Annotated in this window: 8 protein-coding genes; 7 read left to right on the forward strand and 1 reads right to left on the reverse strand. The window is 43.0% G+C overall.

Features of this window, described 5'->3' with window-relative positions; all coding sequences use genetic code 11:
- Window positions 1-7 precede the first annotated feature (7 nt).
- The 3 genes from mraY to B5D06_RS06280 are packed head-to-tail and all read left to right on the forward strand — an operon-like array spanning window position 8 to window position 3,059.
- The gene (mraY, locus tag B5D06_RS06270) at window positions 8-1,267 is read left to right on the forward strand and encodes a phospho-N-acetylmuramoyl-pentapeptide-transferase (protein ID WP_078737158.1); all 1,260 of its coding nucleotides are present in this window, start codon (window positions 8-10) and stop codon (window positions 1,265-1,267) included.
- Window positions 1,268-1,319: 52 nt separating this feature from the next.
- Entirely contained in the window at window positions 1,320-1,964 is a 645-nt protein-coding gene (locus tag B5D06_RS06275; RefSeq protein ID WP_078737159.1) for a PASTA domain-containing protein, read from the forward strand.
- 12 nt (window positions 1,965-1,976) lie between these two features.
- The gene (locus tag B5D06_RS06280) at window positions 1,977-3,059 is read left to right on the forward strand and encodes an RluA family pseudouridine synthase (RefSeq protein ID WP_078737160.1); all 1,083 of its coding nucleotides are present in this window, start codon (window positions 1,977-1,979) and stop codon (window positions 3,057-3,059) included.
- Window positions 3,060-3,537: 478 nt separating this feature from the next.
- Here B5D06_RS06280 and B5D06_RS06285 read toward each other — a convergent pair whose 3' ends face one another.
- Window positions 3,538-5,739, reverse strand: coding sequence for a hypothetical protein (locus B5D06_RS06285; RefSeq protein WP_078737161.1), 2,202 nt, complete (start codon window positions 5,737-5,739; stop codon window positions 3,538-3,540).
- Between the two features lie 607 nt (window positions 5,740-6,346).
- Here B5D06_RS06285 and B5D06_RS06290 point away from each other — a divergent pair.
- From B5D06_RS06290 to B5D06_RS06305, 4 genes are all read left to right on the forward strand, one after another.
- Complete coding sequence (locus tag B5D06_RS06290) at window positions 6,347-9,508, forward strand: T9SS type A sorting domain-containing protein (RefSeq protein WP_143742631.1); 3,162 nt, start codon at window positions 6,347-6,349, stop codon at window positions 9,506-9,508.
- Window positions 9,509-9,589: 81 nt separating this feature from the next.
- The gene (locus B5D06_RS06295; RefSeq protein ID WP_078737163.1) at window positions 9,590-11,506 is read left to right on the forward strand and encodes an Omp28-related outer membrane protein; all 1,917 of its coding nucleotides are present in this window, start codon (window positions 9,590-9,592) and stop codon (window positions 11,504-11,506) included.
- 72 nt (window positions 11,507-11,578) lie between these two features.
- Window positions 11,579-13,384, forward strand: coding sequence for a M6 family metalloprotease domain-containing protein (locus tag B5D06_RS06300; RefSeq protein ID WP_078737164.1), 1,806 nt, complete (start codon window positions 11,579-11,581; stop codon window positions 13,382-13,384).
- A 266-nt stretch (window positions 13,385-13,650) separates the two neighbouring features.
- Window positions 13,651-13,890, forward strand: a 240-nt coding sequence (locus B5D06_RS06305) for a transposase (protein WP_200804986.1), incomplete at its 3' end; no start/stop codon positions are given.

Below are 13,890 nucleotides of genomic sequence, written 5' to 3' on the forward strand. Positions count from 1 at the left end.
TTATATCATGCTATACTATCTAAGTGATTTACTTACCCAATGGCAAATACCAGGTAGCCGACTTTTTTACTACGTTTCGTTCAGAGCCACGATGGCCTTTATATTGGCCCTCGTTTTAGCTACATGGGTGGGAAGTAGTATTATAAACTATCTGCGCAAACATCAAATAGGAGAGGTGGTACGAGATTTGGGCTTAGAGGGCGAATCCTCCAAGAAAGATACACCCACCATGGGGGGGATTATCATTATCCTTGCAATTCTTATCCCTACCATACTATGGGCGCGCCTTGATAATATCTATGTAATCCTGATGATCATTACTACCTTGCTGATGGCTATGCTCGGCTTTTTGGACGATTACATCAAGGTATTTCGCAACAACAAAGATGGTTTGAAGGGCAAGTATAAGATCTTGGTACAGGTTATCTTGGGTCTCATTATCGGCACGGTACTTTATCTGAGCCCCGAGGCTACTATTCGTGAGAATAGAGAAGTGCGTAACGATGGCACCATCGAGCAGGTATTTTTTGAAGCCGAGCAGGTAAAAAGTACCAAAACGACAATTCCTTTTTTCAAAAACAATAACTTCGATTATGCCGATATACTGCCCGTACCTGATGAATATAAGCAGATAGCAGGGTGGTTGCTTTTCATTGTAATAACCATTTTGATTATTACTTATTTGAGTAACTGTGTGAATCTGACAGACGGATTAGATGGGCTTGCAGCAGGTTCCTCGGCACCCGTTGGGCTTGTTCTACTCATTTTGGCCTATGTTTCCAGCCATATACAGATGGCCTCTTATCTGAATATCATGTATATACCTGGTGCCGAAGAGCTTGTTATATTTGCAGCTGCCTTTGTGGGGGCAACTATCGGATTTCTTTGGTTCAATAGTTATCCTGCGCAAGTATTCATGGGAGATACGGGTAGCCTTGCTCTCGGGGGGATCATAGCCGCCTTTGCCATTATCATACGTAAGGAATTTTTACTCCCTATCATGGGCGGACTCTTCATTGTCGAGGGGCTCTCTACCATGATTCAAGTAGGATATTACAAATATACTCGCAAGCGTTACGGAGAGCCTCGACGGATATTCCGCATGGCACCACTGCATCATCACTTCCAAAAGGGCGAGGCCGACCAGATAAAATCTATCATTCAACGCCCTCATAAGAAGATTGCCGAGAATAAGATTGTAGTGCGTTTTTGGCTCATAGCTATCATTTTGGCTGCTCTTTCCGTAGCTACACTTAAGATGAGATAATGCCTTTCTTCTTAAAAATGTTTGCTTACAAATCGAATAAAACTATTTTTCTATGAAGTTTTTACGACGTAATTCCCTCATTGGCAACATTGTATTAATGATTGTGATTAGTATCGCCATCATTATGGCTCTACTCTTTTGGGTGGGGCATTATACGAGGCATGGCGATAGCGTTATAGTACCCCCTCTGCGCGGTCTTAGTTTTCAGGAGGCGGAAAAGGTGCTCAAAGACCAAGGGTTGCGGGGTGAGATTGTAGACTCTAACTATTTCGAAGGGTTGGCTCCAGGCAGTGTGTACGAGAGCTTGCCCGAAGAGGGGGCTAAGGTGAAACCAGGGCGCATCATATTCCTAACAGTCAATGCTTTCTCCCCCAAGTTAGTGCAGCTTCCCTCCAATTTAGAGGGGATGTCTATGCGTCAAGCAAAGGCTACCTTAGAGGGGTTGGGATTTCGAGTAGTGCAGATACGTCAGGTGCCAGGTGAATTTAACGGTCTTACTGCTGGTGTAGAGGATAGTTATGGCAGAACCATTGCCCCAGGAACAAAGCTACAAGCCAAATCTTCTCTCGTTCTTTTGGTTACGGGGCATACTCCTTTTGTAGAAGATGAATTGACCCAATCTATTGAAGACAGCATTCGAGCTCAATCTCCCGTACTGGAAGAGGAGAGTGAGAAAGAGGATGAAAACTGGTGGTAATCTGAATCTGCTATGAGAGAGGATTATACAGAAGAAATCTGGGATGAGGAGGAGGGTTTTGATTTGTCGCCCCTTCCCGAGGAAGAGGCGGGTGCCAATCTCTATGAACACTTTCGTATAGTCGTAGACCAAGGGCAGACCCCTATCCGAGTAGATAAGTTTTTGGGCGATCGTTTGGAACATAGCTCCCGCAACCGCATTCAGCAAGCGGCCGAGGCGGGGCATCTTTTTGCAGGAGATACTCCTATAAAGAGCAGTTACCGTGTACGTCCAGGTGATATAATAACCCTCCGCTTAGAGCGTCCTCCCTTTGAGAAAGGGATTCTACCCGAGGATATTCCCTTAGATATTGTCTATGAAGATGACGACCTGCTCGTGGTCAATAAGCCAGCAGGTATGGTGGTGCATCCAGGTAATGGCAATTATACGGGTACATTGGTCAATGCTTTAGCATTTTATCTTAAGGATAATCCAACTTACGACCCGAATGATCCTGCGGTAGGGTTAGCACATCGAATCGATAAAGATACGAGTGGTTTGCTCGTGGTAGCCAAACGCCCCGATGCCAAGACAGCCTTGGGAAAACAGTTTTTCGAGAAAACTTCTGAACGTACCTACTATGCTTTGGTGTGGGGTTCTTTTCCAGAAAAAGAGGGTAGGATAGAGGGAAATATAGGAAGAGACCCGAGAGATCGTACTCGTATGCTTGTTTTTCCACCCGATAGCGGGGAGGGTAAGCCCGCCGTTACCCATTATAAAGTGCTTGAAACCTTTGCTTTCGTTTCTTTGATAGAGTGCCGGTTAGAGACAGGGCGCACGCACCAAATACGGGCGCATATGAAATCGATTAATCACCCTCTCTTTTCTGATGAAAAGTATGGTGGACATGAGATCTTGCGAGGTCGCCCTACTTCGGCTTATCTATCCTTTGCTCGGCGCATGCTGCAACTATGCCCTCGACAGGCGTTGCATGCTCGTACACTGGGATTTGTACATCCTACGACGAAAGAGATGATACGCTTCGAGGTATCTCTACCCGAGGATATGCAGCTTCTTATAGAGGAGTGGCGAAAGTATGCTCTATCCATTCTCTAAAGGCACCCTATACAGGGCATGAGCCTCCCGATACAGGAGTCTTTTTAGGAAGTGTTGTAACGCAGGTTGTTACACGTTTGAACTTTATCCGAGACAATCTATGGTTTAGGAAACCACTATTCTGTACTTGTTATCACACATCCGAACTTTATCTGAGACCCATCTCTAATTTGACTTCTTCTGGGGGCTTTAGAGAGTGCTGACATATACCCAAAAGGCGAACGAGTAGGGAGGTAGAGTTGTAGATTTTGGCGCAAAGAGCTGTCGAGCTGCTTTCACAATACCTTTTTTCTATTACGCAAACTTTTTCGACTTCTTTGAACCCAGTTTAAAAGGAAAGCATAAAAAGAAAACTCCGACAAGCCTTACAAAAGGCTTGTCGGAGTCATTTTTTACAAGAGAGTGTGTAACAACTAATCTACACCAATTAACTTTTTTGAACTGTAGACCACATCATATCCTCTCTATCTTGTTTTGTTTAAAGAACAACCTTGAAAGCTTCATTTCCAACAGAAACTACATAAGCACCTGTTGCCAAACCTTCTACTACGATTGATTGCTCTCCAGAAACGTTGTTATAAACAGTTTCTCCAGCTACTCCAAATACCGTAACCTGAGCACCTAAAGGATTTTCGATACGCAAAACACCATTAGATACGTAAGCAGTAGCCTCAACCAAACCGTGAACAGCCTCTGCACCTACGGTATTTTGAACCTGTTCATAGGCAGAGTATTCACTTGTCTTAATTTTAGTGCTAGAGTACTGATCTTGAGGAGCCTTACCACGAACGGCTACTACACGAGCGTAAAGAGGCGCAGCCACTTTGTTAGCAGGGGCATTAACTCGTATTTCATGACTTGTTTCGGGAACAAACTGCTTCAAGTAGCAAGGATCACGGAATACTTCATCCTTTTTATAATTCTGAGTAATCTTCAAGTTATCAATATAAAGGTTACCAGGACCCTTTACAGCAAAGATACCTAACTTAGAACGCTTAGCTCCCTTTGTGAATTCAATCTCATAAGTAGTCCATCTAGGAGTAACTTTTTCTGGATATATAAGCTCTACCTGCTTGAAGTCATTCAACTCTTCGTCATAGGTAAAGAGAGCAAGAGCAGCCTCTGTTTGAATCGTAGCAATCACATTAGCATTTTGATCCTTAATCTCTTCGAGAACTCCCCAAAGGTCTACCTTAACCTTGAATTTACCTTCATCCTTAGAAAGGTCTAACTCTTCAGACTGAAGGCTTACGTTCTTACCTCCGTTATAGTAGTGCCATCCGTCAATACAAACGACTCCTTGATAAGGGGCATAAGTAAAGCCCAACCATCCTGCTTGCACTGTTTCAAGAACGCGTCCAAGCCCCTGAAACGTCTCAGCATGAGGGTCTGGATTCTCTGGAGTCCATTGAGGGATATTGCCGTTTATGTCTCTCAAATTAGAGAAGTCTTCGTTGGTAATAACAAACTCTCCATCTTTCTCTGCAGTACGGTCATAGTAAGCCCAAACGTTGTAAACATCTGCAGCGGGCACTTTGTCCCAAGTGGCAGTAAATACTCCGTTAACAGCAGGACCTTGGATAGACTTCAACACAGGTGCTTCTAAATCATAGATCTCTGCATCGGGAGAGGTGATAGACTTGTGCTCGCCCTTAACAGCAGTTAGGTTGTAGAAGTACACCCCGCCAGAAGTAAGTCCAGAAAGAGTATAAGAAGTTGTATTACCACCCTCTATTTTCTGATTAACAACAACATCTTCACGCTTGGTGGGGACAGGAGCACCTGGAGCAGGGGCTGGCTCTCCTGTTGGTACCATATGGTACACGTTCAAAAGGTAAGAATCCGCTCCAGCGACTTCTTTCCAACGGAGATTTACAGATGTACCCTTATAGTTGTTGTAGTTCTTAAGCTCAGGCATTGTCACGTGAGCGTCAACTTGAACTACCTCAATATCGTCAATCAAGACACCGTAATCATCATTTTGAGCCATCTTTACGATATTAACAAGGGTTGTTTTCCCTGCATCTTGGAAGAGAATCTCATAAGTTTTCCACGTAGTAGGGATATCCGTAATATGTATAGAGTTACCAAATCTCCAAGTTGGAGACATATTGAAAGTCTCTGCAGCTTCTACGAGCAGTTCTGCCATTTCTCCTTGCCCCAAAGCACGAGAAGCCTTAGCTCTAAAGCGCACAAAGAAGTTCGCTTGTCGTTTAGAGACATCTATCAAAGGAGTGTTAATCTTAGCCTGTTTGTCTGCCATATAGAGAGCTCCTCCTGCGGGGTAGACATTCCCCGCCCCCCATGTTTTCTGATGAGTGTACTGCTCCTTAACATTAAACCACACGGGATACTCAGAAATAGGAGTTTCATCTCCAGACACATATATCAAGGTATTTGTGTCAGGATTTGCTTCTGTTCCCGTAGTTAACTTGGAGAAGTCTTCTTTTAGAATAGAAACTTCTGTTCCATAGGAAGCAATGGTTGTACCCTCGGGAAGGAGCATATTAGCACGTCCTGTAGAAGGCACGAAGCTTTGCATTCCTCTACCCTGCACATTCCCTTTCACAGCATCTTGAGGAGTAGGGAACGCATATTGAGCGTTCGCTTTTTCCAAAGATACCGATGTAGCAAGCGTAACACCTGCTACCAAAGTAGCAATAGTAATTAATCTTTTCATCGTCAAAATAAATAATCGTTATGTCAAATATCTAATTCTAAATCTATTCAAAGACGGGGAAGAGAAAACTTCTCTCCAAACAACAGAAGTACTATAGTATATACACCCTCTACTGAATGCCCCACAGAACCTGTCACATTTGGGGCAACACTCAGTCTAAAGTAACCACAAAAGGGCATTTTAATACTTTAAAATGATTCTTTGCGCTAAGTTAGAGAGTTTATTGCAAACAAACAAATATCGCCTCATGAAGCTAATCTCATTGATTATCGCACTCCTGCTGAATATAAGGACATGTTCTTCATCGGAAAAGAGTTCTCATATTTTTCAAAACACTTTTTCTTTTATTACTCTTTATTATTTACCTTTGTAAAGATGGCTGCTGTAGACTCGTAGTTTTGTAAAACTCAATCCTTATGTCAAACATCTATATTCAGAATTATATATTACGAGAAAGCTATTTTCACTCGTTCTCAACCCATCAAAAAGACATAATATTTATTGTAAACACTTTAGTATAAAAAGCAAGATGAAAAAAAGAATTTTACTTTGTTTGTCTTTGTTAGGCATCTCAGTGGGTCTTCTATCTGCGCAGGTGGAAAGAACTATGCCCCAGCAAGGTACCTACCCAGCATTGACAGAACAGAATGGAACAACTACACAAGGCGATCCCGACATAAACTTTGTATGGGATAATTTGAGTAGTGCGAAAAAAGGGGTAAGGCTTTTTGGATCTACTATCGAAGATAGAACTACTTTCCCCAGCATCATACATCTATTTTCCAAGAAGCTCTCTGAAATAACACGTCTGGCTCCTGTAACAGACAACAATCCCTATAAAAGCATTGTATTACACTGCGGTACTTATACAGGAAGTAAATACATAGGCTATGTAGTAACTATTTACACCTATCAAATTCTCCCCAATCGTTTTGTGCAAATTGATACCAATACAGGAGAAATTACCTCTATAGAAGAGTACAATGAAAACTCGACAGAGTACCGAGAGTGGCCTACTATGTATGAGTTGGCCTATGACCACACAACCCAAAAGTGTTGGGGATTTGGTCGTAGTAAACGTACCGACAAGGCCGTTTCTGCCATCTATACCATAGATACTAATACGGGAGCATTCTCTTTTGTACAAGATTTGGAAGTTTACGTTTTCGCTGCTGCTTACAACTTGGATGGAAAACTCTATGCAATCGTAGGGAAGGCCAATGCCGAAGGGAACTATGTAGGTAGTGAAATCGTAGAATTGAATCCTAACGACAATTTTAAGGAAGTAGCAAACTCTCGTAAGGAAATAAAGAAAGATGGCAATCCTATTGTTCCTAATTATACTCATACAGCCGATTTCGACCATACCACAGGAGATCTCTACTGGATGGCTTCAGATAAGTCGAGTTATCAATATGGAATAAAGATAGACCCTGTCACTGGTGCGTCTACAACCCTCGGATTAATCGGGTTCGGGGATGTCGTTAGTGCTCTCTATATCCCTTATGAAACGGCAGAAACAAGAAAAGCCCCAGCTCGAGTAGAAAATCTACAAGCAACTTACAAAGATGGGAAACCCAATCAAGCAATCGTTACATGGACCAACCCTACTAAAACTTGGGATAAAGAAACACTAGCCTCTATCTCAAAAGTTACCGTAGCTCGTGATAGTAGAGATAACGTAGTTGCTTCTCTTTCTGGAGCCAATCAGCCAGGTACACAATCACAATGGCTTGATGTAAATGCTACCCAAGGTATTCACACCTACTATGTAACAGCTTTCAATGACAAGAAGGGTGTGGTAGACAGTATTCGCTGCTATATAGGAGAGGATATACCTGGTGTTGTTGAAAACATTTCTAATGTGAAGACTGCTCCTACTACATTGTGGGTTAGTTGGTCTGCTCCAAGTAAAGGAGCGCACGATGGTTGGATAGATCCTTCTAAAGTAACTTATACGGTAGTTCGTATGCCTGATAAAAAGATTGTTGCCGAGAATCTTACAGAGAAATCTTTTACAGACAACACTTTGGGAGAGGTTATGAGATATTCCTATGTCATTATTCCTAAAAATAATATAGGTAAGGGGGTACCCGCAGAGTCTGAAAAAATACTGGCTGGAACAGCCTATTCAGTTCCTTATAAGACAGATTTTGCAACCCAAGAAGAGGTCGATAGTTGGTCTGTGGTAGATGCCAACAACGACGGCAATCGTTTCTCCTACTCTGGAGGAGGTTTTCAGGACTTCGAACGCATGGCACTTGACCCAGCTGGATATGAAAAAGCTGCCGACGACTGGTTATTCTCTCCTAACATTAACTTGAGAGCAGGTAGACGTTATGAGATAACGATACAACCACAAATCGAATTAGCCAACTCTATCCACAGCTTCAGCATCAATATTGGTAAAGAGGCTAAACCAGAAGCTCAGAAAGAGATTGAAAAATTTGAGGATTACACCGTTCCTACTCCAGGTCTCATAAAGAAAGAGGTAGTAACTGTAGATATTACAGAAGATGCTTCTTACAACATCGGTATCCACTGTACGAGTATCGGTTCAATGGATACGCGCGACCTCTTTAGCGTACAGGGTGTTTCCATAAAAGAGCTCTACAAGAAAGACTTATCAGTAGAAGATTTTAATATCCTTGAACTGATTAACGACCAAGAAAACAAAGTAGTCATAAAGGTATACAATGAAGGTTCTGAAGATCAAAGTGCTTATACAGTAAGACTGCTCCAAATGGTTGGAGACAAGGCAAATGTTCTTGCAGAGACCAACGAAGTCCCTCTTGTTAAATCTAAAGAAAGCGTTGAATGCACTCTTAAGTATCGTCCTACTCAAGAGGGAAAGACTGTATTGGCAGCCGAAGTAATTTTGGAAGATGACGGAGATATGAGCAATAACCGTTCTAAGGGAGTAGAAGTAAAGATTCTTCCTGCAGGTACTGTACCTTGGAGTCATCTTGTAACAAGTGAGTCTATTTCTCACCAAACAACTCTGCCCATGAGTTTCTCAAGACAATACTCAGTAGGCCAAACTACCTACTATGCCGAGGAAATCGGTCTAAATGAAGATGCAACTATAACCCGTCTGGCATATGATTATATCAACGGAATTGCTTCTGACGATGATGTAGACGTTAAGATTTACTTGGCAAACGTAGACAGAAAAGATCTTACGGGGCTTACCGTTGCAGAGGCTTGCATGAAACCCGAGGATATGGTTCTTGTTTACGATGGGCAAATAGGTATTAAAGAAGGGACTAATCGTATGGAATTTAACTTCGATACTCCTTTTGAATACAAGAAGGATAAACATCTTTGTGTACAGGTCTGGAAAGATGGCACGACTTCGGAAAGTTATCCTGCACAATTCGTAATCTTCGATCAAGGAAGTGGTGTTCTCCGATCTATGCGTTATATGTCTCGTAATCCTCTCTCTCCAGAGAACCCAAGTGCACAAGCAACACTTCTGTTAGATTGGGTTCCACAACTTCGCTTGGCGATAAAGACCAAAACGGGCGTACAAGAAGTAGTTGTAGGATCTTCTATCGCTTACAACGCGACTACCAAGATGCTCCAATTCGGAGACTTTAAGGCAAAAGCTATTCGCGTGTACGATGTGAAAGGTCAGCTCTTATTACAAAAGAGTGTTCCTGCAGGATCCGACGGAGTTGTCTTAGACTTAGAATCTGGTGTTTACGTGGTAACGGCACAAGGTGTAGACGGCTCTGTTGTAAATACCAAGATTAATGTAATCCAATAAGATTCCATTACATCAGAGAGTAGGGAGAGCATTTTTTTCACCCTGCTCTCTGATTTTTTATTTGTATATCTCCAAGAACCTATGACAAAGAAAATTTTACTTCTATTTGCATTCATGACTTTCTGCTTCCAGCAAGGTCTATCTCAAAGAGGGGAAAGATTTGCATTCCAACCCACCACTGAGAGTAGTATAGCAAATGCGCTACGAGCAGAAGACAACAAAATTCGTTTGGGCTACGCATCTCAAGAGCCTGGCGGTACGTTCAAGTCTCAAGTTTCAGAGGGCCCCTTAGACTTCGGTGCAGCCGTACTTCTAAAAGGAAACATACTCAACAAATATGCGGGAAGTAAGCTGACCGATATTGAATTCTACAGATCGTTGGAACAAGGACAACTCGCTTCTTTCTCTGTATTTGTAACTAAAGACATAGGTGCAGGCATATCTAACTTTTTACATGTACAGAGGGTAGATAACTTAAAAGAAGGAGCTTGGAATCGAATCAAACTCTCCAAAGAGATAACCATCGAACAGAATACCCCCCTCTACATAGGTATAATAATGAGTTACACTAATGCCAATATGCCTTCTATTCAAGTAAGCAAGGGGGCTGGGCTTAGAGAAGCGGGTGTTAACTTCTTTTTAGACCGTAACGTATGGTACCTTTTGGACAAACACCCTATTGATTATAATTTTGCCATAGTAGCCTATGCTACAGAAGAGCATGCTCCCTTGAACGATGTGGGGATTAGACGTTTTGAAATGTCGGACTTCGTAATGCAAAACTCTCCTACACCTGCTTCTTTCTTACTTCGCAATTATGGTAAGAGTAACGTAAAAACCGTAACCCTCTCGGCTAAATCTGACGATGTTGAGTTTCAGAAAATAGTTATCGACACTTTGGACTTGCGTACAGGTTCGGAGGCTCGCATCAATATGGATGGTATTCTTTTCCCAAAGGAGGGTAACCATAATATTGACCTTTCTTTGATTTCTGTTAATGGCAAGCAAGATGAAGACGATACGGACAATAGCTTTGAAAAGGATCTTTTTGTGATAAAAGAGGGGAAAGGAGCTTTCTTCAAGAGAGTACTTTTCGAGCAGTTTACCTCCGAAAGGCACAAGAATATGCCAATAGCCGACTCGCTCTATGCGGTCTCTATCAATAAGAAGAAAAGCGAAGTTGTTTGGATTAAACACCATATTTACGAAGATGCTTACGCTCTTCCCTATGTCTCTGATCTTATATCGGCTTTCTTTGAAAATAGTAAATCCTTCTTACCTGCCATTGCCGTAAATAGAGATATATACAGTGCTTTTACAGGAGAGAGGGGTCCTGCCTACTTCATCAATGGGGAGAGTTTTGTAGACATGATGATAAATACGGCATTGACCTTCCCTGCCTTTATTTCTATAGAGGGTGATGTTGAGTGGCAAGAGAGCAGCAACGAGTTGGACATTGTAATCCGAGGGGAATCTGCCGCAAACGAACTACCTTTTGCAACCGATATTCGCCTCTCGGTATATCTCGTAGAAGACAAAATTCTCTCTAAAACTCAGACTGGGAAGAAAGAGTATATACAAAATGGAGTGGTACGTGCCATAGTGTCGCCCTCTGTATGGGGAGAGGAGATTAGTCTGAGTGAATACAAGTATCAAAAGGCGTATCGCATAAAACTCAATCCCGAATGGAAAAAGGAAAACCTCCGCGTCGTTGCTTTCGTAAGCAACTACAGCTATGATCCTACCAAAATCCGTGTACACAATGCCGATGCTTTTGGTATAAAGGGGTGGAGCTCTGCTGAAAAGCTTGTGGAGGCAGCAACTCCCAAAGCGTGGTACAGTTCAGATGCTGTACAGGCAACGGAGGGCTTTGAAGTAATGGCCGTTTACGACCTTTCTGGACGACGTCACGCTTCTACCCATCTTGCTTCGGGTACTTATGTAGTACAACTCTCCAACGGTTATACTCAAACTGCTTGCAAGCTACTTGTAAAATAAAAAAATGCAAACATCCCAAGACGCTTTATTGATGCTCTTGGGATGTTTTTCTTTTCTCTAATTTTTTGATTTATGAAAAATAATCTCGTGCAACACATACGCAAGTTCTCGCTCCTTTCCGCCCTATTGGTATTGGTGCAGGGAGCTTTGTGGTCTGCCCCCGCAGATCGGGTGCTAAAGCTCTTTACCCAACCCGACGGTAGCACACTTACTATTGTGCTACAGGGCGACGAACACTTTAATTACCACACCACGACCGATGGTTTTATGCTCTTCCAGGATGACGAGGGGTATCTTAAATATGCCATCGTTACCGAAGGTTATAACTTTGCCATCTCCTCTTTTGTAGCCCACGACCCTGCTGAGCGCAATGCAGAGGAGCGTTCTTTTCTGGCTTCTCTCTCGATGGAGGACTTCAAAAATGCGGTCTATAAGAGACGTGAAACGAGCCCTTTGCGAGAAAGCTTTTCGAGAGGTACATTCCCCTCTAAGGGCAGTCCTAAGGGTTTAGTTATTCTGGTGCAATATAAAGATGTAAAGTTCCAGATCAAAGAACCCCAAAAAGCAATCCATGCACAGATGAATGAAAAGGGGTATAATAAAGGGAAAGCAACAGGAAGTGCACTCGACTATTTCTCTGATCAATCTCATGGACAGTTTACCCCTATATTCGATGTATTGGGACCTATTACCCTCAAGCGTCCTATGGCTTATTATGGACAGAAAAGCTACCTCAGCAACGATGCCCATGCGCCCGATATGGTAAAGGAGGCATGCGAACAACTCTCTGAACAGAATATAGATTTTTCACAATACGACAACGACAATGACGGCGTTGTAGACTTGGTATTCATCATATATGCAGGGTATAGCGAGGCTCAAGGAGGCCCGTCGGCTGCTATTTGGCCTCACGCATGGACCATGACCGAGGCGGGATATCATGATGTTAAGTTGGGAACAATAAAAGTAGACCGCTATGCTTGCACTTCGGAGCTAAAAGGGGCATCAGGGGTTTTCTTGGACGGAATTGGTACATTCTGCCATGAGTTTACTCACTGTTTCGGGCTACCCGACTTTTACGATACCGCGGCTATTTTCACGGGCAACTATGGCGTAGGACGCTGGAGTTTGATGGATTGTGGCTCTTACAATAACTCGTCGCACACTCCTGCAGGATATACTTCTTACGAACGTATGTTTGTCGGTTGGCTTGAGCCTCGTCAATTGACCCAACCTACCCTTATAACTCTCAATCCAATCAATACTCACAATGAAGCCTGCATCATTCATTCCGATGCCAACAAGGATGAGTATTTCCTTATTGAGAATAGGCAAAAGAATGGCTGGGACAGCTACCTCCCAGGAAATGGTCTGATGATTACTCACGTCGATTATTCGCGCTCTGCTTGGGAGACCAATAGTGTAAACCGCACTAATAGCACTACGCACCCCCGTTTTCAGATTGTAGCGGCAGACAACTCGCCCTCCTACAACTCCGAAGCGGACGATCTTTTCCCTGGTCCTCTTAATAAAACAGAGTTTACAGACCATTCTATACCTGCCGCAGCACTGCACGGTGGGGGCTATTTGGGGAAACCAATTACGGGTATTACCGAAAAAGACCAACAAATAACTTTCAGCTTTATGGGCGGTACTGTCGATACACAAAGGCAACCGACACGAGAGGTAGCAATCTCATTGGGCAAGGGAGTGCTTCACTTGACCATGGAGCAAGGGCAAGAGGTATATATCTATGACCTTGCAGGACAGGAAATCGCTCACTTTATTTCGGTTGAGGGTAGAAATACGCTTCCCTTGGCGATGGGCAATTACATAGTGCAAATAGGGCGAGAGGGCTATAAGATTATCGTTCCCTAATGAGAGCGTTTGAGAGGACTATACGGGACAAATACCGACAATGGCGGTACCGTATCCCACAAAAGTTTCATGTTTGTTTTTGCTAATTCGAGAGCATTGCCTACTACTCACGCGCAGTAGTAGGCAATCTCTTTAGGGGGATAATCGAAAGGCTTTTACAGGTAGCATTCCGTTGTATTTTCCAGTAGTAAGATACTGTCCTACAAAAGTGTGTAAGCCCCGTAGCTCTTAACTTTGTGGTAACAACAAAAAACAAATTAAGAACAATGGAGCTTACAGCATCACAAAAGTCGGCATTTATTTCGGAAATGCTATCATCAGAGTCAGGAATTAACGAGATTATTCGAGTGTTATTGAACACCTTCTCCAAACAAGAACGTGCTCTTTTTGTAGAGGAGCATAAAGGGGAACAGTGCAATGGTTTTCGTCCCCGTCGATGGCGAGGCTATGGATGTAGCTTTGAGCTTCGGATTCCACGTACTCGTTCAGGAAATTTTCAGCCCCTG

The sequence above is a fragment of the Porphyromonas circumdentaria genome, assembly GCF_900167105.1.
GTDB classification, from domain to species: Bacteria; Bacteroidota; Bacteroidia; order Bacteroidales; family Porphyromonadaceae; genus Porphyromonas; species Porphyromonas circumdentaria.

Excerpts from the sequence above, each read along its gene's own strand:
- B5D06_RS06280 (WP_078737160.1), top strand. The coding sequence starts at position 1,977 with ATGAGAGAGGATTATACAGAAGAAATCTGGGATGAGGAGGAGGGTTTT.
- mraY (WP_078737158.1), top strand. The coding sequence starts at position 8 with ATGCTATACTATCTAAGTGATTTACTTACCCAATGGCAAATACCAGGT.
- B5D06_RS06290 (WP_143742631.1), top strand. The coding sequence starts at position 6,347 with ATGCCCCAGCAAGGTACCTACCCAGCATTGACAGAACAGAATGGAACA.
- B5D06_RS06285 (WP_078737161.1), bottom strand. The coding sequence starts at position 5,739 with ATGAAAAGATTAATTACTATTGCTACTTTGGTAGCAGGTGTTACGCTT.
- B5D06_RS06295 (WP_078737163.1), top strand. The coding sequence starts at position 9,590 with ATGACAAAGAAAATTTTACTTCTATTTGCATTCATGACTTTCTGCTTC.
- B5D06_RS06300 (WP_078737164.1), top strand. The coding sequence starts at position 11,579 with ATGAAAAATAATCTCGTGCAACACATACGCAAGTTCTCGCTCCTTTCC.
- B5D06_RS06275 (WP_078737159.1), top strand. The coding sequence starts at position 1,320 with ATGAAGTTTTTACGACGTAATTCCCTCATTGGCAACATTGTATTAATG.